Origin of the sequence: Tatumella saanichensis, from assembly GCF_000439375.1 — a bacterium.
Taxonomy (GTDB): domain Bacteria; phylum Pseudomonadota; class Gammaproteobacteria; order Enterobacterales; family Enterobacteriaceae; genus Tatumella; species Tatumella saanichensis.
This window is the reverse complement of record NZ_ATMI01000001.1, coordinates 108,462-126,591: the sequence shown is the minus strand read 5'-3', so window position 1 is coordinate 126,591 and position 18,130 is coordinate 108,462. Positions and strand designations below refer to the sequence as shown.

General features: G+C 54.9%; 17 protein-coding genes and 1 other RNA gene. 3 read left to right on the top strand and 15 right to left on the bottom strand.

The features are described from left to right. Window positions 1-76: 76 nt before the first annotated feature. From trhA to DW47_RS0100530, 14 genes are all read right to left on the bottom strand, one after another. The gene (gene trhA, locus DW47_RS0100600) at window positions 77-730 is read right to left on the bottom strand and encodes a PAQR family membrane homeostasis protein TrhA (RefSeq protein WP_029684372.1); all 654 of its coding nucleotides are present in this window, start codon (window positions 728-730) and stop codon (window positions 77-79) included. A 144-nt stretch (window positions 731-874) separates the two neighbouring features. Beyond that, window positions 875-1,405, bottom strand: a complete 531-nt coding sequence (locus DW47_RS0100595) for a GNAT family N-acetyltransferase (protein WP_029684371.1) — start codon at window positions 1,403-1,405, stop codon at window positions 875-877. A gap of 246 nt (window positions 1,406-1,651) precedes the next feature. Further along, the gene (gene gcvP, locus DW47_RS0100590; protein WP_029684370.1) at window positions 1,652-4,528 is read right to left on the bottom strand and encodes an aminomethyl-transferring glycine dehydrogenase; all 2,877 of its coding nucleotides are present in this window, start codon (window positions 4,526-4,528) and stop codon (window positions 1,652-1,654) included. 100 nt (window positions 4,529-4,628) lie between these two features. Beyond that, window positions 4,629-5,012 carry a glycine cleavage system protein GcvH gene (gcvH, locus tag DW47_RS0100585; protein WP_029684369.1) on the bottom strand — a complete coding sequence of 128 codons (384 nt, stop codon included), beginning with the start codon at window positions 5,010-5,012 and terminating at the stop codon, window positions 4,629-4,631. Between the two features lie 23 nt (window positions 5,013-5,035). Continuing rightward, window positions 5,036-6,130 carry a glycine cleavage system aminomethyltransferase GcvT gene (gene gcvT / locus DW47_RS0100580; protein ID WP_029684368.1) on the bottom strand — a complete coding sequence of 365 codons (1,095 nt, stop codon included), beginning with the start codon at window positions 6,128-6,130 and terminating at the stop codon, window positions 5,036-5,038. 371 nt (window positions 6,131-6,501) lie between these two features. Continuing rightward, entirely contained in the window at window positions 6,502-7,413 is a 912-nt protein-coding gene (locus DW47_RS0100570; protein WP_029684367.1) for a nucleoside hydrolase, read from the bottom strand. 53 nt (window positions 7,414-7,466) lie between these two features. Further along, window positions 7,467-8,444, bottom strand: coding sequence for an ABC transporter substrate-binding protein (locus tag DW47_RS0100565; protein ID WP_029684366.1), 978 nt, complete (start codon window positions 8,442-8,444; stop codon window positions 7,467-7,469). Between the two features lie 50 nt (window positions 8,445-8,494). Continuing rightward, window positions 8,495-9,286, bottom strand: coding sequence for an ABC transporter permease (locus DW47_RS0100560; protein ID WP_029684365.1), 792 nt, complete (start codon window positions 9,284-9,286; stop codon window positions 8,495-8,497). Continuing rightward, window positions 9,279-10,097: an ABC transporter ATP-binding protein gene (locus DW47_RS0100555; RefSeq protein ID WP_084689008.1), complete on the bottom strand. Its 819-nt coding sequence runs from the start codon at window positions 10,095-10,097 to the stop codon at window positions 9,279-9,281. The genes DW47_RS0100560 and DW47_RS0100555 overlap by 8 nt, the downstream gene beginning before the upstream one ends. Window positions 10,098-10,112: 15 nt before the next feature. Then, on the bottom strand, window positions 10,113-10,769 hold the full coding sequence (pncA, locus tag DW47_RS0100550; RefSeq protein ID WP_029684363.1) for a bifunctional nicotinamidase/pyrazinamidase: 657 nt from the start codon (window positions 10,767-10,769) through the stop codon (window positions 10,113-10,115). A gap of 218 nt (window positions 10,770-10,987) precedes the next feature. Further along, on the bottom strand, window positions 10,988-12,196 hold the full coding sequence (ubiI, locus tag DW47_RS0100545) for an FAD-dependent 2-octaprenylphenol hydroxylase (protein ID WP_029684362.1): 1,209 nt from the start codon (window positions 12,194-12,196) through the stop codon (window positions 10,988-10,990). 12 nt (window positions 12,197-12,208) lie between these two features. After that, window positions 12,209-13,387 carry a 2-octaprenyl-6-methoxyphenyl hydroxylase gene (gene ubiH / locus DW47_RS0100540; RefSeq protein ID WP_029684360.1) on the bottom strand — a complete coding sequence of 393 codons (1,179 nt, stop codon included), beginning with the start codon at window positions 13,385-13,387 and terminating at the stop codon, window positions 12,209-12,211. Between the two features lie 18 nt (window positions 13,388-13,405). Continuing rightward, window positions 13,406-14,731, bottom strand: a complete 1,326-nt coding sequence (gene pepP / locus DW47_RS0100535) for a Xaa-Pro aminopeptidase (RefSeq protein WP_029684359.1) — start codon at window positions 14,729-14,731, stop codon at window positions 13,406-13,408. A gap of 49 nt (window positions 14,732-14,780) precedes the next feature. Beyond that, a complete protein-coding gene (locus DW47_RS0100530) occupies window positions 14,781-15,359 on the bottom strand; it encodes a YecA/YgfB family protein (RefSeq protein ID WP_029684358.1) in 579 nt (192 codons plus the stop codon). Window positions 15,360-15,524: 165 nt separating this feature from the next. Between DW47_RS0100530 and zapA the strand changes: the two genes are divergently transcribed. From zapA to DW47_RS0100520, 3 genes are all read left to right on the top strand, one after another. Then, window positions 15,525-15,854: a cell division protein ZapA gene (gene zapA / locus DW47_RS0100525; protein ID WP_029684357.1), complete on the top strand. Its 330-nt coding sequence runs from the start codon at window positions 15,525-15,527 to the stop codon at window positions 15,852-15,854. A gap of 39 nt (window positions 15,855-15,893) precedes the next feature. Then, a non-coding RNA gene (gene ssrS, locus DW47_RS16760) (6S RNA) lies at window positions 15,894-16,077 on the top strand. Between the two features lie 82 nt (window positions 16,078-16,159). Continuing rightward, the gene (locus DW47_RS0100520; protein ID WP_029684356.1) at window positions 16,160-16,771 is read left to right on the top strand and encodes a 5-formyltetrahydrofolate cyclo-ligase; all 612 of its coding nucleotides are present in this window, start codon (window positions 16,160-16,162) and stop codon (window positions 16,769-16,771) included. 51 nt (window positions 16,772-16,822) lie between these two features. Here the strand turns inward: DW47_RS0100520 and serA are convergent, their stop codons facing one another. Further along, window positions 16,823-18,061: a phosphoglycerate dehydrogenase gene (serA, locus tag DW47_RS0100515; RefSeq protein WP_029684355.1), complete on the bottom strand. Its 1,239-nt coding sequence runs from the start codon at window positions 18,059-18,061 to the stop codon at window positions 16,823-16,825. Window positions 18,062-18,130: the final 69 nt, after the last annotated feature.

Genomic DNA, 18,130 nt, shown 5'->3' with positions numbered 1-18,130 from the left:
ACGGCGGCATTATGTCGCCGTAGGGGGCTGGATGTTTAAGTGTGAGGCGGGGGGCCTCTATTCGCCCACAGCGGTGTTAGCGCACATAAAAGTAGATGGCACAGAAGTGGCAGATTGCCCCACCCAGTACAAAGGCGTGCCAGATGGCGTGGTTATAAGGAATACGCCGTGAGACATAGAAAATCACCCCCAGCGAGTAGACAATCCCCCCCGCGGCCAGCAGCCAGACACTGGCCGCCGATAAGCGTGTTGCCAGTTGATAAATCACAATCAGTGATAACCAGCCCATCAGTAGATAGGTAACCAGCGACAATATTTTAAAGCGGTGGCCGAAGGTCAGTTTAAACAGCACCCCCGCCAGTGCCAGCGCCCAGATTACCACCATTAAGCCGTAAGCCAGCGGTGATTTCAGCCCCACCAGCAGAAACGGGGTATAGGTCCCGGCAATCAATAAATAGATCGCGCAATGGTCAAACTTTTTCAACCAAGGTTTCGCCCTTGCCGAAGGAATGGCGTGATACAGCGTAGAGGCCAAAAATAGCAGGATCATGCTGCCGCCATACAGGCTGTAACTGGTAATGGTTATCGGCCCGGCATTGTCCTCCACTGCGCGGACCAACAGCAGGACCAGACCGACGATACCGAACAGACACCCCAGCCCGTGGCTGATGCTGTTAGCGACCTCTTCCCCGAGGGAATAGCCTTTCGGAAAGATTCGATGTTGTGTCATGCAGACTTCCTAATTTCTGTACATTTTTTGGATAAAGCAGGACTAGCGTAGCGAAGATTATTTTGAGTGTACAGCTGTACGCTGAAAATAATCTATGTATGGCTGTGTCTGAAGGCCGCATTCTCTGACAAACAGGTTTATCCATCAGTTCGGCTGCGGGTCGCTGGCCAGACGGGCAAAGACCAAATCATCGTACCACTGCCCTGCCAACCGGAAATTTTGTCGTAACCGCGCCTCTTGGCGAAAACCGCATGCCGCCATCAGCCTGATACAGGCTTCATTACCGGCGGTCACTTGGCAAAACAGGCGGTGCCCGTATTGCTGCTCAAAAAAGTGCTGCGTTAAACTCATTAGTGATCCCTTGCCATACCCTTTGCCCTGCCCCTGAGGCGCGAAGATAAAACCGGCCTCACCGATCCCCTGCCGTAGACAAAACCCAGTTACCCCGACCGGCTGGGCACTGTGCTGCTCACTGACCAGCAGGCATAGCCAGTGTTCGCTGTGCCGTTGCCAAGGTATCAGCCGCGCCTCAAAGCGCTGGCGGATCTGTGCATCACTTAGCGGGTCACAGATATAACGCATTAGCTGCGGGTCACGGTAAAGACTCAGGAAAAACGGCCAGTCTTGTTCGGTCAGCGGCCTGATGTTTAGCCGCGAGGTACTCAGCGAAACCATTATTGCTCCGGATTTATCGATGAACACAGTCATAGGGCTTAACCCATAAAGCTATCACGCCAACAATACACGAAAACTGTACCTGTAGTGGCGAGCCACTAAGCTGCTGTCTACTCCGGGTGTTCGATTGCGGTGTCAGACAGTTGAGGAGCCAGCGTGTAAGCGGGCTTACGGGTGACAGGGACACATAGACAAAAAAGCCGCCGCTCCCTGAAGAACGACGGCTTATTGTCAGGCTAACAACCGTTATGATTGATAGTCACTCAGCGGCACACAGGAACAGAACAGATTACGATCCCCGTAGACATCGTCTAGCCGTTTGACCGTTGGCCAGTATTTATTCTGTGAACCTGCCGGGAACACCGCCTGCTCACGGGAGTAACAGTGCTGCCAGTCGGCCACCACTTCCTGCTGAGTATGCGGAGCGTTGATCAGCGGATTATCTTCCGCTGGCCATTCACCGCTGGCGACACGGTCAATCTCTTGGCGGATAGCTAACATCGCATCAATAAAACGGTCCAGCTCTTGCTGACTTTCAGATTCCGTCGGCTCCACCATCAGGGTTCCGGCCACCGGGAAGGACATGGTCGGGGCATGGAAGCCGTAATCCATCAGTCGCTTAGCGATGTCCAACTCACTGATGCCGGTCTGCTCTTTCAGCGGACGGATATCGAGAATGCATTCATGGGCCACATGCCCCTGCTCACCGGTATAGAGGATCGGGTAAGCCCCAGACAGACGGCGGGCAATATAGTTGGCATTGAGGATCGCCAGCGAACTGGCCTGACGCAGCCCTTCTGCCCCCATCATGCGGATATACATCCAACTGATAGGCAGGATAGAGGCGCTGCCGAACGGTGCCGCAGACACCGCCCCTTCACGTGTCAGTAGCCCATCAAGCTGGACCACACTGTGCCCCGGTACGAACGGTGCTAGGTGCGCTTTTACACCTATAGGCCCCATGCCCGGCCCGCCACCACCGTGGGGAATGCAGAAAGTTTTGTGCAGGTTAAGGTGTGACACGTCTGCGCCAATAAAGCCCGGAGAGGTCAAGCCCACCTGGGCATTCATATTAGCGCCATCCAGATAGACCTGTCCGCCGTACTGATGCACCACATTACAGACTTCACGGATGGTAGATTCATACACCCCGTGGGTGGACGGATACGTCACCATAATACAGGACAGCTGCTCACCGGCCTGTTCTGCTTTAGCCCGTAGATCGGTGAGATCGATATTGCCCTGCTTGTCACAGGCCACTACCACTACTGACATACCGGCCATCTGTGCCGAGGCCGGGTTAGTGCCATGGGCTGAGGCGGGGATCAAACAGATATGACGCTCTGGTTGGCGACGGCTTTCATGATAACGGCGGATCGCCAGCAATCCGGCATACTCGCCCTGCGCGCCCGAGTTTGGCTGCATGCAGAGTGCATCATAACCCGTCAGCTGTACCAACCAGCGTGACAACATGGCGATCATTTCCAGATAACCGGCGGCCTGCGAGGTCGGGCAGAATGGATGCAATTCCGCAAACTCCGGCCAGGTGATCGGTAGCATCTCCGCCGCGGCATTCAGTTTCATGGTGCAGGAACCCAGCGGGATCATCGACTGGTTGAGGGCCAGATCTTTTTTCTCTAACTGATGCATATAACGCATCATTTCCGTTTCGCTGTGATAACGGTTAAACACCGGATGGGTCAGGATGGCATCGGTGCGCAACAGAGCATCGGGGATCGAGGCACTGCCGTTGGCAAGTTGTTGGTCCAGCGCGTCGATATCAAGGTCTGTCTGTTCACCCGTCAGGATGGCGACTAACGTCTGTAGATCGTCACGCCCGGTGGTTTCATCAAGGGTAATGCCGACGGCATTAGGCAGATCGGTGCGCAGGTTAACCTGAGCCTCCGCGGCGCGCTTCAGCACGGCAGCTTTGTCTTTCACCTCCACCATCAAGGTGTCAAAGTAGTGCTGATTACGCACGTTGATGCCGTGCTGCTGCAAGGCCGTCGCCAAGATATCCGTCATACGATGGATACGTTCTGCAATACGCTTCAGCCCCTGCGGCCCATGATAGACCGCATACATCCCGGCGATATTAGCCAGCAGTACCTGGGAGGTACAGATATTGGAGTTGGCTTTCTCACGGCGGATATGTTGCTCACGAGTCTGCATTGCCATGCGCAGGGCTTGGTGACCGCTGGCGTCTCGAGAAACACCGATGATCCGTCCCGGCATCGCCCTTTTATGAGCATCACGGCTGGCAAAAAAAGCGGCATGTGGGCCGCCGTAACCCATCGGTACCCCGAAGCGCTGGGAGGAACCAAACACAATATCTGCGCCCTGATCCCCTGGAGAGGTCAGCAGCACCAGCGCCATAAAATCGGCCGCCATGCTGACCACAATATTACGTTGTTTCAGTTGCGCAATCAGTTCACGGTAATCGTGCAGGTGACCGCGGGTACCGCAATATTGCAGCAGTACCCCAAATAAATCCTGATGGTCAGCTGCCCGCTCTGCCGCGTCAATGATCAATTCAAAACCGAAGGTTTCGGCGCGAGTGCGCACCACGTCCAGTGTCTGCGGGTGAACATCGTCGGCGACAAAAAATTTATTGGCATTTTTCAGCTTACTGATGCGTTTTGCCATCGTCATGGCTTCGGCAGCCGCCGTCGCTTCATCTAGTAGCGACGCGGAGGCAATGTCCATACCGGTCAGGTCGAGGGTGGTCTGCTGGAAGTTAAGCAGTGCTTCCAAACGCCCTTGGGAAACTTCCGGCTGATAAGGGGTGTAGGCCGTGTACCAGCCCGGATTTTCCAACAGGTTACGTAAAATCACCGGCGGGGTGATCACTGCACTGTAGCCCATGCCGATCCAGGATTTGAAGCGCTTATTACGCCCAGCAATCGCTTTCAGCTCCGCCAGCGCCTGCTGTTCAGTGACTGCCTCACCTACCGCTGGCGGTTCCGGCAGACGGATATCCGCTGGCACTATCGCATCGAGCAGTTCCGACAATGAGCGGGCACCGACGGTCTCCAGCATCTGTTGCTGCTGGGCTGCTGACGGGCCGATATGGCGGGCGACAAATTGATGTTGGTTTTCAAGCTGGCTGAGTGTGCGGGTCATGCGATAGGTCCTGGATCGGGCTAGAAACATGCAGCAAGGCCGTCACAGGCCTGCTGGCAGAAACGGCGGTAACAGGCGTACCGCCGGATGTCACGGTCAGTTATTCATCGATAGACGCTTTATACGCCTCGGCGTCCATCAGACCGTCTAGGCTGTCGCTGTCAGGTTTGAGGGTAAATAACCAACCGGCGGTATAAGGGGCGCTGTTCACCAGCTCTGGCTGATCGCGCAGGGCTTCGTTGACGCTCAATACCTCACCGCTTAACGGCGCATAAATATCTGAAGCAGCTTTGACCGACTCCGCGACCGCGCAGTCATCGCCCTGTGCAAAGCTCGCCCCGACGTCGGGTAGGTCGACAAACACCATGTCGCCCAGCAACTCTTGTGCGTGCTCGGTAATACCGACGGTCACGCTACCGTCCGCTTCCTGACGCACCCATTCATGACTTTCACGGTATTTTAATTCAGCCGGGACATTGCTCATCACTGTTCTCCTGAAATAAAGTTTTAAACTAACGCTTTGCCAGCGCGGACAAATACCGGTTTGCAGACGCTGACAGGCATTTCACGCTGTCTTATCTGTACCACCGCGTGATCGCCAATGGCCGCCGGTACGCGGGCCAGTGCGATACTGTAGCCCAAAGTTGGCGAGTAAGATCCGCTGGTGATAACCCCCTGATATTGCACTCCGTCTTCACCGGTGAACAGTACTGGTAATTCATTGCGCAGTACCCCTTTCTCTTTAAGCAGTAAGCCCACCAGCTTTTCGCTGCTGTGCTGGCGTTGAAATTCGAGGGCCTCGCGGCCAATAAACTGACGGTCTTCCGGCTGCCAAGCAATGGTCCAGCCCATATTAGCGGCCAGAGGGGAAACCCCTTCGTCCATCTCCTGACCATACAGGTTCAACCCTGCTTCGAGGCGTAAGGTATCCCGTGCTCCCAGTCCCGCCGGTCTGACACCGGCGACCAGCAGACGCTGCCAGAAGTCTGCCGCCTGCTCTGCCGGAAGGGCAATTTCGTAACCGCATTCACCGGTATAACCAGTGGTGGCGATAAACAGGTCATCTGCCTGCACTCCATAGAACGGTGCCAGTCCTTCAACCGCTTGGCGCTGGCTGTCAGTCAGTAAGGTCTGCGCCTTTTGCTGCGCCTGTGGCCCTTGAACAGCAATTAAGGCCAAGTCTCGGCGCTCTTGGAGACTAACGCCGTAAGCGGCAGCATGCTGCGCGATCCAGGCCAGATCTTTGTCACGGGTAGCGGAATTGACCACCAAGCGAAAGAAATCTTCCGTCATAAAGTAGACAATCAGGTCATCAATCACGCCACCGGAGGCGTTCAGCATCGCCGTATACAGGGCTTTACCTGGTTGGGTAAGACGCGCCACATCGTTGGCCAGCAGATAGCGCAGGAATTCACGGGCCTGTACGCCAGTGAGGTCAACGATGGTCATATGGGAAACATCGAACATGCCGGCATCCTGACGCACCGCCAAATGCTCTTCGATCTGTGAGCCATAGTGCAGTGGCATCATCCAGCCATGAAAATCCACCATCCGCGCGCCACAGGCCTGATGCTGGTCAAACAATGGGGTGTGCTGAGTCATAACCATCCTGTCAGAAGTAAGAGGTTGAAGCCCTATGTCCCGTTCTCTGCTCGCGGAAAATCGGCCCGCGCAAACGTTACCCTTACTAAAAAATCTACCATTGAATGATTTTTTTGACTATAAGAGAAATAATGCCATAACGGCCATTGCACTAAATTAGTGCTTGGTGTTTTTTACGCGGCACTACAGTAAAGATGTGATGGAACGCAGGGATCCACGCTGAAACTGGCTCTTTTTCAGGATCTGCTTCTCATAAAAAAAATTACCCGCCATAAGATCACTCCGCCAATAGGTTTTTTAGGATTAGAAAAACTAAGGCAAAGCCACGGGTAAAATTAGAATAAATCAAACGAAGAACAAAATTGGTGCAATCAGTGGCTCAGTGCCGATGTCAGTAACTGGAACAGTTTATTATCATCCATGGCGGTGGCCGCCCGCAGGTTTGGCTGGCTATCTGCCAGGTATTTGGCCCCAGACCAAGCTACGGTTCTGCCGTAGTTAATCCCCTGCTGACAGTCCACCACCACCCGCGCCGGTAACAGGGTAAAGCAGTCCGGTTCGAGTAGGCCAGCAATCACACAAGGATCGTGCAGACAGGGATCGCCGGCGCCATACGCAGTCAGCATTTCTGCTGCCACCTCAGCTTGTCGGGAACCCGATTGGCGCAGTGCCGCCAGCCGTTCTGGGGTGATCAGCGCTTGGCGAGTGACATCCAGCCCGTAAAGGGTCAGTGGCACTCCCGAAGAGAGGACTACCTGCGCTGCATGGGGATCACAGGCGATATTAAATTCCGCTGCCGGGGTGATATTACCCGGACAAAACAGCGCCCCGCCCATGGCGACAACCTGTTTGAGACTGCCCGCAATCTCCGGAGTTTTAATCAGCGCCAGTGCAAGGTTAGTCATCGGCCCAAGCATACACAGAGTGATCTCCCCTGGCATGGCTTGCACGGCATCGATAATAAAATCGACGGCGTGCTGTGTCGCAGTCTGGCGGCTCGCCGCAGCTAAGGAACTGTTTCCCAGTCCATCATCGCCGTGTACCGACGAGTATAATGGTGGCCCAGGAAAGATTGCCCGTGAACACCCGGCATAAACGTCGACCTGCTCCACTTGCAGAAACGTCAGTACTCGCAGTGCATTTTCGGTCACTTGCGGCAAGGGCAAATTGCCCGCCACCGTGGTGATCCCCAGCACCTGTAACCGCTCTGGAGCCGAAAACGCCAGCATTAACGCCACCGCGTCATCCACGCCGGGATCGCAGTCGATAATGATTTTCTCCATATTCCCTCCAACCCTGTGACCAGTAGGTCACAGGGGCTGTTTAGGCTAGCTGATTATTTAACAAGCTGATTGGTATAGTATTTATTGGCAGGCAGTACGCTGTTGATCTGACCGGTCGCCTTAAGAGCGCGGGCGATCGGCAGCCAGTTGTCATCATTCTGCATCATATAGCCCTGTGGGCCTTTCATGTCCGGCGCAATGATCTGCCAAGCACGGGTACTGAGGGCCACAGAACCACTATCTGGATAGGCAGTATGCAGCATTTCAGCCGCCTGCTGCGGATGGGCGGCTGCCCATTCGGTGGCTTTGATGGTAGCCTGCATCCATTTTTTGGCGGTATCCGGATGTTCCTGCAGATAGCGGGTGGAGGCGGTATAGGCCCATACCGGCACATCTGGTACTCCGGCCTGTTTACCGATCAACGCGCCCGGGGTTTTGCTCTGCGCCAGTTCGACTGACGGGATCAGAAAGTTGCTGGTATTAGTGGCGATGTCCACTTTCCCGGAGAGCAGTAACGGCACGTCATCGTCCTGAGCGATAATCAGCCGAACATCGTTCTCCTGCAAACCGGCCGCTTTCAGCACAAACGGTAACATCGCCTTGCTCCAAGAGTCGGTATAAATGGCGATGGATTTGCCTTTCAAATCCTTAAGCGATATCGGTACACCCGGACGGGTAAACAGCCCCCAGTTGTTATGCTGTGAGTAAAGGCCGACAGCAATCACCGGCAGGCCCTGATCGGCAGCAAACACTACATCGGTGGTGGCATTCAGGCCGACATCAGCCTGACCTAGCGCCAACATCCGCGCCGTAGTTTGGGAGTCCGGCGGGAAAATCACTTTTACATCCAGCCCAGCCTGCTGATAAAAACCTTTTTCCTGTCCAACCACCAGCGGGATCAGTTCATGATCGGCACCGGCCCAATCGTAAACAAACCGGATGGGGGTCAGAGCGTCGGCGCGGGCGACCCCGGCACTCAGCCCGCAAAGTAATGCACTGACTACTAGACTACCTGTTATCGCTGCTTTCACGGTAATTACTCCTGTCAGAGGGACGTCACGAGGGGCACCGCCCCTCTGTATTAACGCAAATAGGAAGGGGCCTTGGTACGGCTGCGCCACGGGGTTGCCAGTTTTTCCAGCCCGAGAACAATCAGAAAGGAGCCGACACCAATGGCGGTCAACAGGATCATCGCCGCGTAAACTCCGGCGGTATCCATGCGCGCATTGGCGCTCAGCAGATAGGTGCCAAGCCCTTGATTGGCCGAGGCCGTCCACTCGCCGATCACCGCCCCGGTGACGGCATAAGTGGCACCGATTTTCAGGCCAGAAAATAGCGGCCCGACACAGGCGGGGAGCTTCACCTTGAGAAATACCCGCAGCGGTGTACCGCCCATTAAGCGTGCTAGGTTAAGTAAGTCACGATCAATCCCGGCCATACCGTCCAGCACGCTGACCAGCACAGGGAAAAACACAATCCAAGCAACGATGATCAATTTCGGCATCATGCCAAAGCCGAAGATAATCACCAGCGGTGCCGCAATCGCCACAATCGGTACCGCCTGTGAGACGATCAGTGCTGGCATGATCAGCCGCCGTACCAGGGCAATCTGCCCCATCACCAGTGCCAACACAAAACCGGCCACCGCCCCTAGTAAATAGCCCATGGCCGTTTCGCTTAGGGTCTGTACGGTGAGAATTTTCAGGCGCTGACCATTAGCTAGCAAGGTATGAAAGGCACTGGCCGGTGACGGGATCACATAGGCTGGTAACCCGGAGATCCAGATCACTGCCTGCCAAGCCACGATAATGAGACACAGGGAGACCAGCCATACCAAGATGGCGCGTCCGGTGGATAACGGTTTCTCACCCATGCTGACCTCCTGCGGCCTGTTCGTCCTGATAGAGTCTGCCCATAATGCGCCGTTTCAAGGCAACAAAGCGATCATCGGTGAGATCAGTGAGGGTGCGTGGCCGCGGCAAGGTAACCGGAATAATTTCGGCAATACGTCCAGGCCGTGGGGTCATCACGACAATGCGATCTGCCAGAAAGATGGCTTCGTCGACATCATGGGTGACAAACAGCACGGTACGTTTCAGGTCGCGCCAGATTTGCAGCAACCACTCCTGCATACTGAAGCGCGTCTGTGCATCCAGCGCCCCGAAGGGTTCATCCAGCAGCATCACCTCTTTACCGGCCGCGACGGTGCGCATCATCGCGACTCGCTGGCGCATTCCCCCAGACAGCGCATGGGGATAGTGGTCGAGGAAATCGCCGAGCCCATAACGGCGGGCCAGGGTTTCTGCCTGTTGATTATCAGCGGCATTGACGCCGCGAGTCAGTGCCGCCGAAAGGGTAATGTTGCCGCGCACGGTGCGCCACGGCAGCATCAGATCTTTTTGCAGCATATAACCGACCTGCCCGGGCTTGCGGGTGACATCCTCGCCATCGAGATAGATTTGCCCTGAAGTGGCCGGTAACAGCCCGGAAATGACGTTAAATAAAGTACTTTTACCGCAACCGGAAGCTCCGAGGATGCAGATAAACTCGCCATCCTCCACCTGCAGGCTGACATCATTGAGAGCAGTGATCTCGCCGTAACGGACCGTCAGATTACGGATCTCTAGCCGCTGCGCTCGTGGCTGTGGCACTGTCTCTACTGTCGATTCAGTTAATGTCCTCATTATCGTCTCCTCTCGTCACAGAATGGCTGAGGAGTCAGCCAATATCACACCCTGATTGCGCATCTGCTCGCGGGCCGCCGCCAGTGAGCCGTGAACATCGATACCTTTGCAGGCATTCTCCAACACGGTGGTAGTGAAACCAGCTAGGCAAGCATCAATGGCGGTCATTGCCACACAGAAGTCTGTCGCCAGCCCCACCACAAATACCGAAGTGATGCCACGGGCTGTCAGGTAAGCGGCCAAGCCGGTAGTGGTGGTACGATCAGCCTCGGTAAATGCCGAGTAACTGTCGATCTGCGGGTCACAACCTTTGCGGATAATCAGCCCAGCGTGGGGGATATCCAGATCAGCATGCAGTGCCGCCCCTTCTGTTTCCCACACCGCATGCACCGGCCACAGTTGCTGCAGGCCATAGGCGGTATCAATACTCTCCCCCGGTTGTTTGCCAGCATGATTGGCCGCAAAAGAGAGATGATTGTGCGGATGCCAATCCTGGGTCAGAACCACCTGACTGAACTGGGATGCCAGCTGGTTAATCAACGGGATAATGGTCTCGCCGCCGGGAACCGCTAAGCTTCCCCCAGTGACAAAGCAGTTTTGTACATCTACAACGATTAAGGCACTGTGCCGGTCAATGCTGACCCGGGGCGCAGTGGTATCAGATAACGACATAGCTCGATCCCCGTAACGCAAAACACGTCCGCCGCCGTTGGCCGGTGTGATATCACTCTGGCAGTATAACCAGAGCTCAGCCGGTAAAGCGATTAACTTATACACAGCAGTATGCCAGCAGGTTAACTGATTGTCGTAACAGGATTTTCTTATCTAAGGAACGAACGGGAGTACTGGTGGGTAATAAAAAGCCTGCCACATCGGCAGGCTATTGAGGATTATTGCTGTTTTAGCCAATCGGGAAGATCATGCAACCCCATCGCCTGTTGCAGTAACTGCGGTTTTACCCCCGGTAGCGTATCTGCCATTTTCAGGCCGATATCGCGCAACAGTTTTAGCCCAGGGTTATTACCGGCAAACAGCTGACGGAAACCCTGCATCGATGCCAGCATGGTGGCGGCACTGTGCTTACGGCTACGCTCATAACGGCGCAGATAAAGGTGCTGACCGATATCTTTACCCTGCTGCTGAAGGCGACGAACCTCGCCGATCAGCTCAGCTGCATCCATAAAGCCGAGGTTCACCCCCTGCCCGGCCAGCGGATGAATGGTATGCGCCGAGTCACCCACCAGTGCCAGCCGGTGGGCGGCAAATTGTCGTGCATAGCGGGCCATTAGAGGGAAGGTCTGACGTTCGCTCTCGACCTGACATAATCCCAGCTTCATATCAAACGCCACCGACAAGGTTTGATTAAACTCTGCGTCGGACATGCCGCGCAGCCGCTCTGCCTGCTGCGGTTCACAGGACCAAACAATAGAACTCAAATGCGGATCACTCATTGGCAAAAACGCCAAGATACCTTCTCCGTAGAAGATCTGCCGGGCAACCGCATCGTGGGGCTGTTCAGTGCGGATATTCGCTACCAGTGCATGATGCTGATAGTCACGGAATAGCAACGGGATATCGGCTTTTTTCCGCAACCAAGAGTCGGCACCGTCCGCCGCAACCAGTAAGCGAGCAGTCAACATACTGCCGTCTTCCAGGGTTACAAAGGCTTCGTTATCACCAAAGGCGACCTGTTGTAGGCTAGCTGGAGTAATCAGGGTGATATCGCTGCTCTGGCTGGCGCGTTGCCACAGTGCCTGACGGATCACCTGGTTTTCGACGATATACCCCAAGCTGGTCATCCCCTGATGTTGATCATCAAAACGGATATGCCCAAAGCTGTCTTTTTCCCACACTTCCATGCCGTGGTAAGCGCTGGCACGCATCGCCAGAATATCCTGCCAGACCCCTAAGTGACTGAGCAGTTTTTCGCTGGCACGGTTAATCGCCGACACCCGTAGCGACGGGGTATCTGCTAACGGCGTCGGGGTATAAGCGGTCTTTTCCAGCACGGCAATACGCAGCCCGCTGCCCTGCAGTCCGCAGGCAACCGCCAGTCCTACCATTCCGCCACCGGCGATCACAACATCATAGCTCTGCATCAGTACTCTCTCTTAACGTTTTACCCAGCCCAGGGTACGCCCGGCCAGCTGATGTTTCAGCCATGGCAGATTATCCATGACTGCTAATCCTATATTCCGTGCAGCCACCAGCGGCAGATCCTGATTGGAGAACAGCCGCACCAACCCGTCGGTAATGGCGATGGTTTTATGACGATCCGGCCCGCGACGTTCACGGTAGTGCTGCAAGGCCGCATAGTCGCCAATATCTCGCCCAGCGGCGCTGGCCTGTGCTACAGTTTCCGCCAGTGTCATCACATCACGTAGCCCCAGGTTAAACCCCTGTCCGGCGATTGGGTGCAGGGTCTGCGCCGCATTGCCGGTGACCACCAAGCGGTGACTGGTGACCTGTTCGGCCCGCTGCAAGGTCAGTGGATAATAATCTCGCTTACCGCAATGGGTAAAACGCCCCTGACGCCAGCCGAAAGCCTGCTGTAACTCGCTGAGGAACCGCTGGTCACTCCAGGCCATGACGTCATCACGTTTCTCCAACGGATGCGACCACACCAGAGAGTAACGATCTCCGGACATCGGTAACAGCGCCAACGGCCCTTGATCAGTAAAACGCTCGTAAGCTCTACCGGCGGGTAATTCACTGGTGGTCACATTGGCAATCACTGCCAGTTGCTGATAATCCTCACGCTGCCAGCGAATACCGCAGCTGGCCGCCAGTGCCGAGCCAGAGCCATTCGCTACGGCCAATAATTGTGCCGAATGCTGCTGGCCGTTATCCAAGGTAACTGTCACCTGCTCTGAAGTGCGATTGACTTTCTCGACCCGCGCCGGACAGACTAGAGTGACTCCCGCAGCCTGTTGTAAGCGGTTAAACAGCCGCTGACCGGCATTGTGTAGTTCAATCACATAGCCGAGGGCAGGTAAACCATACTCCCCGCGCGTCATGCCAACTTGGCCGGGAAAACCGCGGTCACTGACATGGATATCGGTGATTGCCGTGGCACAGTCCGCTAGATCGGCCCAGGCACCGATATCATTCAGTTGTTGGCAGGTTCCGGCCGCCAGGGCAATCGCCCGGCCATCAAAGCCCGGATGGGTACGTTCCCCGGGAGTAGAGGCTTCAATCAGGGTCACCGGCAGTCGGCCCCGTGTAAGATGAGAGATCGCCAACGCCAGTGTCGCGCCTGCCATCCCTCCTCCGGCAATAATCATGCTCATGCTGCGTTATTTACCCTGTCAGTGATGCGACTGTTTGGCGCGGGCCATCAGCGCTTCAATATCGTCTGCTGTTTTTACTACAGAATCGGTCAGGTTTTCATGGCCTTGATCAGTGATCAGGATATCATCTTCAACACGGATACCGATCCCCCGGTAGCACGCGGGAACCTCAGCATCTGGGGCAATATACAGGCCAGGTTCGACGGTCAGCACCATTCCTGGCTCCAGCAGACGTTCCCGTGCCGGAGAGCCGTAATCCCCGACATCATGCACATCCAGCCCCATCCAGTGACCAAGGCCATGCATATAGAATTGGCGGTGTGCATTTTCGGCGATCAGGGTGTCGATATCCCCTTGCATAATCCCGAGCTTCACTAACCCCGTGACCATCACCCGTACCACTTGGTCGTTCACCTCACGGATACTGACGCCAGGGCGGAACAGTGACAGTGCGGTCTGCAACGAATCCAACACAATGTCATAGATTTCGCGCTGCGCTGGGCTGAAACGGCCGTTCACTGGGAAGGTTCGGGTAATATCACCGGCGTAACCGTGTAACTCACAGCCAGCATCGATCAGCACCAGATCGCCGTCACGCAACTCACTTTCGTTTTCCGTATAGTGCAGGATACAAGCGTTCTCTCCGCCACCGACAATGGTGCCGTAGGCAGGATAGCGGGAACCGTGACGACTAAATTCGTGGTGAATTTCCCCTTCCAGCTGGTATTCGTACATCCCCGGACGGCACACTTCCATCGCCCGCTGATGGGCCAGTGCACTGATTTTGCCGGTCTGACGCAGGATGGCGACCTCTTCTGCATCTTTAAACAGACGCATCTCATGCACCAGCGGACGCCAGTCGGTGAGGGTCACAGGCGCTGACAAATTCTGGCGGCTGCCGTTGCGCAGTTTTTCCAAAGCAGTGAATAGCAGTGTGTCGGCAAACGGATATTCGCCCTGTGCGTGGTAGACCACATCCAGGCCGTTGAGTAACTGTCCGAGTTGCTCGCCGATATCGTCCCAAGGCAGTGCTTTATCGACACCCAGCTGTTGCGGAGCGGCGTCTTGCCCGAGACGGCGGCCAAACCAGATTTCTGCATTCAGGTCACGCACACGGTTAAACAACACGCTGTGGTTATGATTTTCATCACTTTTGATCAATACCAGCAATGCTTCAGGTTCGTTAAAACCCGTGAAGTACCAGAAATCACTGTTCTGGCGGAACAGATACTCTGTATCGCGGCTGCGAGTCACTTCCGGTGCAGCAAAAATTAACGCGGCACTGCCCGGCACCATCTGTGACAATAAGGCCTGACGGCGGCGCTGGTAATTTTCCTGGGTAATCATCGTTATCACTCCCTGTTACACCGGTCGTTGCGACACCGGCGGTCAATTAGTGCAAGGTCGGTTTACGGACTTCTGGCGCAGTGGGCTGCGGACGGTTAAAGGTCTCAAAGCAGAGTACCGCCGCCATACGGACATATTCGAGCACTTCTTCCAACGACTGTTCGAGCTCTTCTTGATCCTCGTCTTCATCGTAGCCTAACTGGGCGATTGTGCGCAGGTCGTCGATGGCCTCTCCGGCTTCACCGGTAACTTTATCCAGTTTAGGTTGCGTCACACCAAGCCCCAGTAAGAAGTGATTGACCCAGCCTGCCAAGGCATCTGCTCGTTCGAAGACGCTGGTCTGGCTATCATCCGGCATATAGAGGCGGAACATAAAGCCGTCATCTTCCAAGGTCTGACGCACTGCATCCCGCATCTCCTGCAGGGGCTGTGACAGGGTTTGAGAAAAGGCCAGGCCGTCGTTCGCTAGGTCATGGAGTAAGGTTTTCCAGCTGTGATCCTGATTGCCACCACAGATAATGCCACTGATCAAGCCGTGCATTTCTGCCGCTGTCATCCCTACGCCTTGAGACGCGAGGGTGGCAGACAGTGCAGCGTAGGATGGTAGTGCGTTCTGTAAGGACATAGTTATTCATCAATGTTGGAAAGTTAAGTTCATGGTATGCTACCACTAGCAGCCTGAAGGATTCCAGAAAAGGGGTTGTAAGTTATTATTCAGGTCTATATAGTGGCCCCCGTTCCCCGATAGCGTATCCCGGTGGCGGGCAATGTAATCAGTCAGGAAGGTGACATGTCTGCGCAACCAGTAGATATTGAAATTTTTGGTCGTTCTTTACGAGTTAACTGTCCGCCTGAACAGCAAGAAGCGCTGAACGCGGCTGCAGCTGACCTTGACCAGCGGTTGCAGGACCTTAAGGTCCGTACCCGGGTGAACAATACTGAACAGCTTGTGTTTATTGCAGCGTTAAATATCTGCCATGAGCTGGCCCAGGAAAAAAACAAAACCCGTGATTATGCTGCCAATATGGAACAGCGTATCCGTATGCTGCAACAGACCATTGAACAGGCACTGGTTGAGCAGGGCAGGATCAGCGACCGTCCGGGTTCAAAATTCGAATAACACTTCAAGGAACCTGTGCTACACTTTTCTTGAAGTCCATTTTCTCTGGAATGTTTGCGAGCGGGCCAGTCCCCTGAGCCGATATTTCATACCAACAGAATGTGGCGCCTCATTATCTGTGTGCATGCCCGGTCCGTCCGGGAAGCCTAATTTTAATGACGACATGTTCACCTTGAACCAAGGGTTCAAGGGTTACAGCCTGCAGCGGCATTCCGGAGATCCCAACGCTTCCCCCTGAGTCCTTCAGTCAGTCTTTTCCCTGTGCTACAGTAATTTCACTTGTTCCCTGCCCTCAGGCATACCTCGTGACTACAACACCGTCTCTTCGCCAACAGATCCGTGAAACCGTTCGCCGTCAGCGTCAGGCACTTACGCCTTTGCAGCAGCAGGTCGCCGCACAGCAGGCCGCCGCTCAGGCGCTCGCGTATCCGCCCCTGCAGCAGGCTTGCTGCGTGGCCCTGTTTCTCTCTTTTGATGGCGAGCTGGATACCCGCCCGTTGATCGAAGCGTTATGGCAGCGCGGCCAGCAAGTCTGTTTACCGATCCTGCACCCCTTCTCTGCCGGGCAACTGCTATTTTTACGCTATACCCCGCAGTCGGTAATGCGCCCTAACCGCTTTGGCATTCAAGAACCGCTGACCGACGTTCGTCAGGTGATCCCGCTGAATAAACTGGATGTGATGTTGGTTCCGCTGGTGGCTTTTGATTTACAAGGGCAACGGCTGGGGATGGGCGGTGGCTTTTATGACCGTACCCTACAGCAATACCAAGACTATCATTTTCAACCGGTGGGGCTGGCCCATGACTGCCAGCAAGTGGACAGCTTACCCGTGGAGCACTGGGATATTCCTCTGCCGGCGGTCATCACGCCTTCGGCTATCCATCAGTGGCCGCCCGCCTCTGAAAAACGGGCATAAAAAACGGGGACAATGTCCCCGCTTTGCAGATACTCAGCGCAGTCTGGCTAATCAGTACAGCAGGCGAGCACGCAGGGTACCCTGAATGCCTTTCATCAGTTGCAGTGCGTTATCCGCCACGTCCTGAGGCGCATCAATATCGATGACAACATAACCCATGTACGGCGTGGTTTGCAGATACTGGCCGACAATGTTGATACCCTGTTCGGCAAAAATCTGGTTAATCGCGGTCAGCACACCTGGACGGTTTTCGTGGATGTGCAGCAGACGACTGGCGCTGGCGGCCGGTGCCGGCAGAGAAACTTCTGGAAAGTTCACCGCTGACAGGGTTGAACCGTTATCAGAGTACTTAATCAATTTGCCGGAGACTTCAACCCCGATGTTTTCCTGAGCTTCTTCGGTGGAACCCCCGATATGCGGCGTCAGGATGACATTATCAAACTCACGCAGCGGTGACAGGAACGGATCGTTGTTGCTGGCAGGCTCTTCCGGATAGACGTCGATCGCCGCCCCGCTCAGGTGTTTGCTGGCCAGCGCTTCGCACAGTGCTGGGATATCAATCACGGTACCGCGGGAGGCATTGATCAGCAGGCCGCCTTTTTTCATCGCTGCCAGTTGTTCAGTGCTGATCATATTCTGGGTGTTCGGGGTTTCAGGCACATGCAGGGTAACCACATCGCTCATGCCCAGCAGGTCGTTTAGCTGTTTAACTTGAGTCGCGTTACCTAACGGCAGTTTATCTTCCACGTCATAGAAGAATACGTGCATGCCGAGGCTTTCGGCTAGTACGCCCAGCTGCATACCGATGTGACCGTAACCGATGATACCCAGTTTTTTACCACGGGCTTCAAAAGACCCTTTGGCATTTTTGTTCCAGATACCACGGTGTGCTTTGGCGTTAGCTTCAGGGATACCGCGAAGTAACAGCAGCAGTTCACCGATCACCAGTTCAGCGACAGAACGGGTGTTAGAGAACGGCGCGTTAAACACTGGGATGCCACGTTTGGCAGCGGCGTCCAGATCAACCTGGTTAGTCCCGATGCAGAAACAACCGACAGCGACCAGTTTTTCTGCCGCGGCGAGGATCTCTTCGGTCAGGTGGGTACGAGAACGGATACCGATAAAGTGTGCATCACGAATCGCCTCTTTCAGTGACTCGCTGTCCAGCGCACTTTTGTGAAATTCGATGTTGGTATAGCCTGCAGCACGAAGATTATCCAGCGCTGTCTGGTGAACACCTTCCACCAGCAGGAACTTAATTTTATCTTTTTCCAGTGATACCTTTGCCATTGCCTGACCTTATTTTGACGAGATTAAGACGATTATAAGAATTTCTTCTGTCAACATAACAAAATCTAC

Coding starts and splice junctions, on each gene's coding strand:
- gcvT (WP_029684368.1), bottom strand. CDS start 6,130: ATGACTCAGCACACCCCATTGTTTGACCAGCATCAGGCCTGTGGCGCG.
- zapA (WP_029684357.1), top strand. CDS start 15,525: ATGTCTGCGCAACCAGTAGATATTGAAATTTTTGGTCGTTCTTTACGA.
- DW47_RS0100555 (WP_084689008.1), bottom strand. CDS start 10,097: ATGAGGACATTAACTGAATCGACAGTAGAGACAGTGCCACAGCCACGA.
- serA (WP_029684355.1), bottom strand. CDS start 18,061: ATGGCAAAGGTATCACTGGAAAAAGATAAAATTAAGTTCCTGCTGGTG.
- DW47_RS0100560 (WP_029684365.1), bottom strand. CDS start 9,286: ATGGGTGAGAAACCGTTATCCACCGGACGCGCCATCTTGGTATGGCTG.
- DW47_RS0100530 (WP_029684358.1), bottom strand. CDS start 15,359: ATGTCCTTACAGAACGCACTACCATCCTACGCTGCACTGTCTGCCACC.
- pncA (WP_029684363.1), bottom strand. CDS start 10,769: ATGTCGTTATCTGATACCACTGCGCCCCGGGTCAGCATTGACCGGCAC.
- DW47_RS0100570 (WP_029684367.1), bottom strand. CDS start 7,413: ATGGAGAAAATCATTATCGACTGCGATCCCGGCGTGGATGACGCGGTG.
- ubiI (WP_029684362.1), bottom strand. CDS start 12,196: ATGCAGAGCTATGATGTTGTGATCGCCGGTGGCGGAATGGTAGGACTG.
- gcvP (WP_029684370.1), bottom strand. CDS start 4,528: ATGACCCGCACACTCAGCCAGCTTGAAAACCAACATCAATTTGTCGCC.
- trhA (WP_029684372.1), bottom strand. CDS start 730: ATGACACAACATCGAATCTTTCCGAAAGGCTATTCCCTCGGGGAAGAG.
- DW47_RS0100595 (WP_029684371.1), bottom strand. CDS start 1,405: ATGGTTTCGCTGAGTACCTCGCGGCTAAACATCAGGCCGCTGACCGAA.
- ubiH (WP_029684360.1), bottom strand. CDS start 13,387: ATGAGCATGATTATTGCCGGAGGAGGGATGGCAGGCGCGACACTGGCG.
- gcvH (WP_029684369.1), bottom strand. CDS start 5,012: ATGAGCAATGTCCCGGCTGAATTAAAATACCGTGAAAGTCATGAATGG.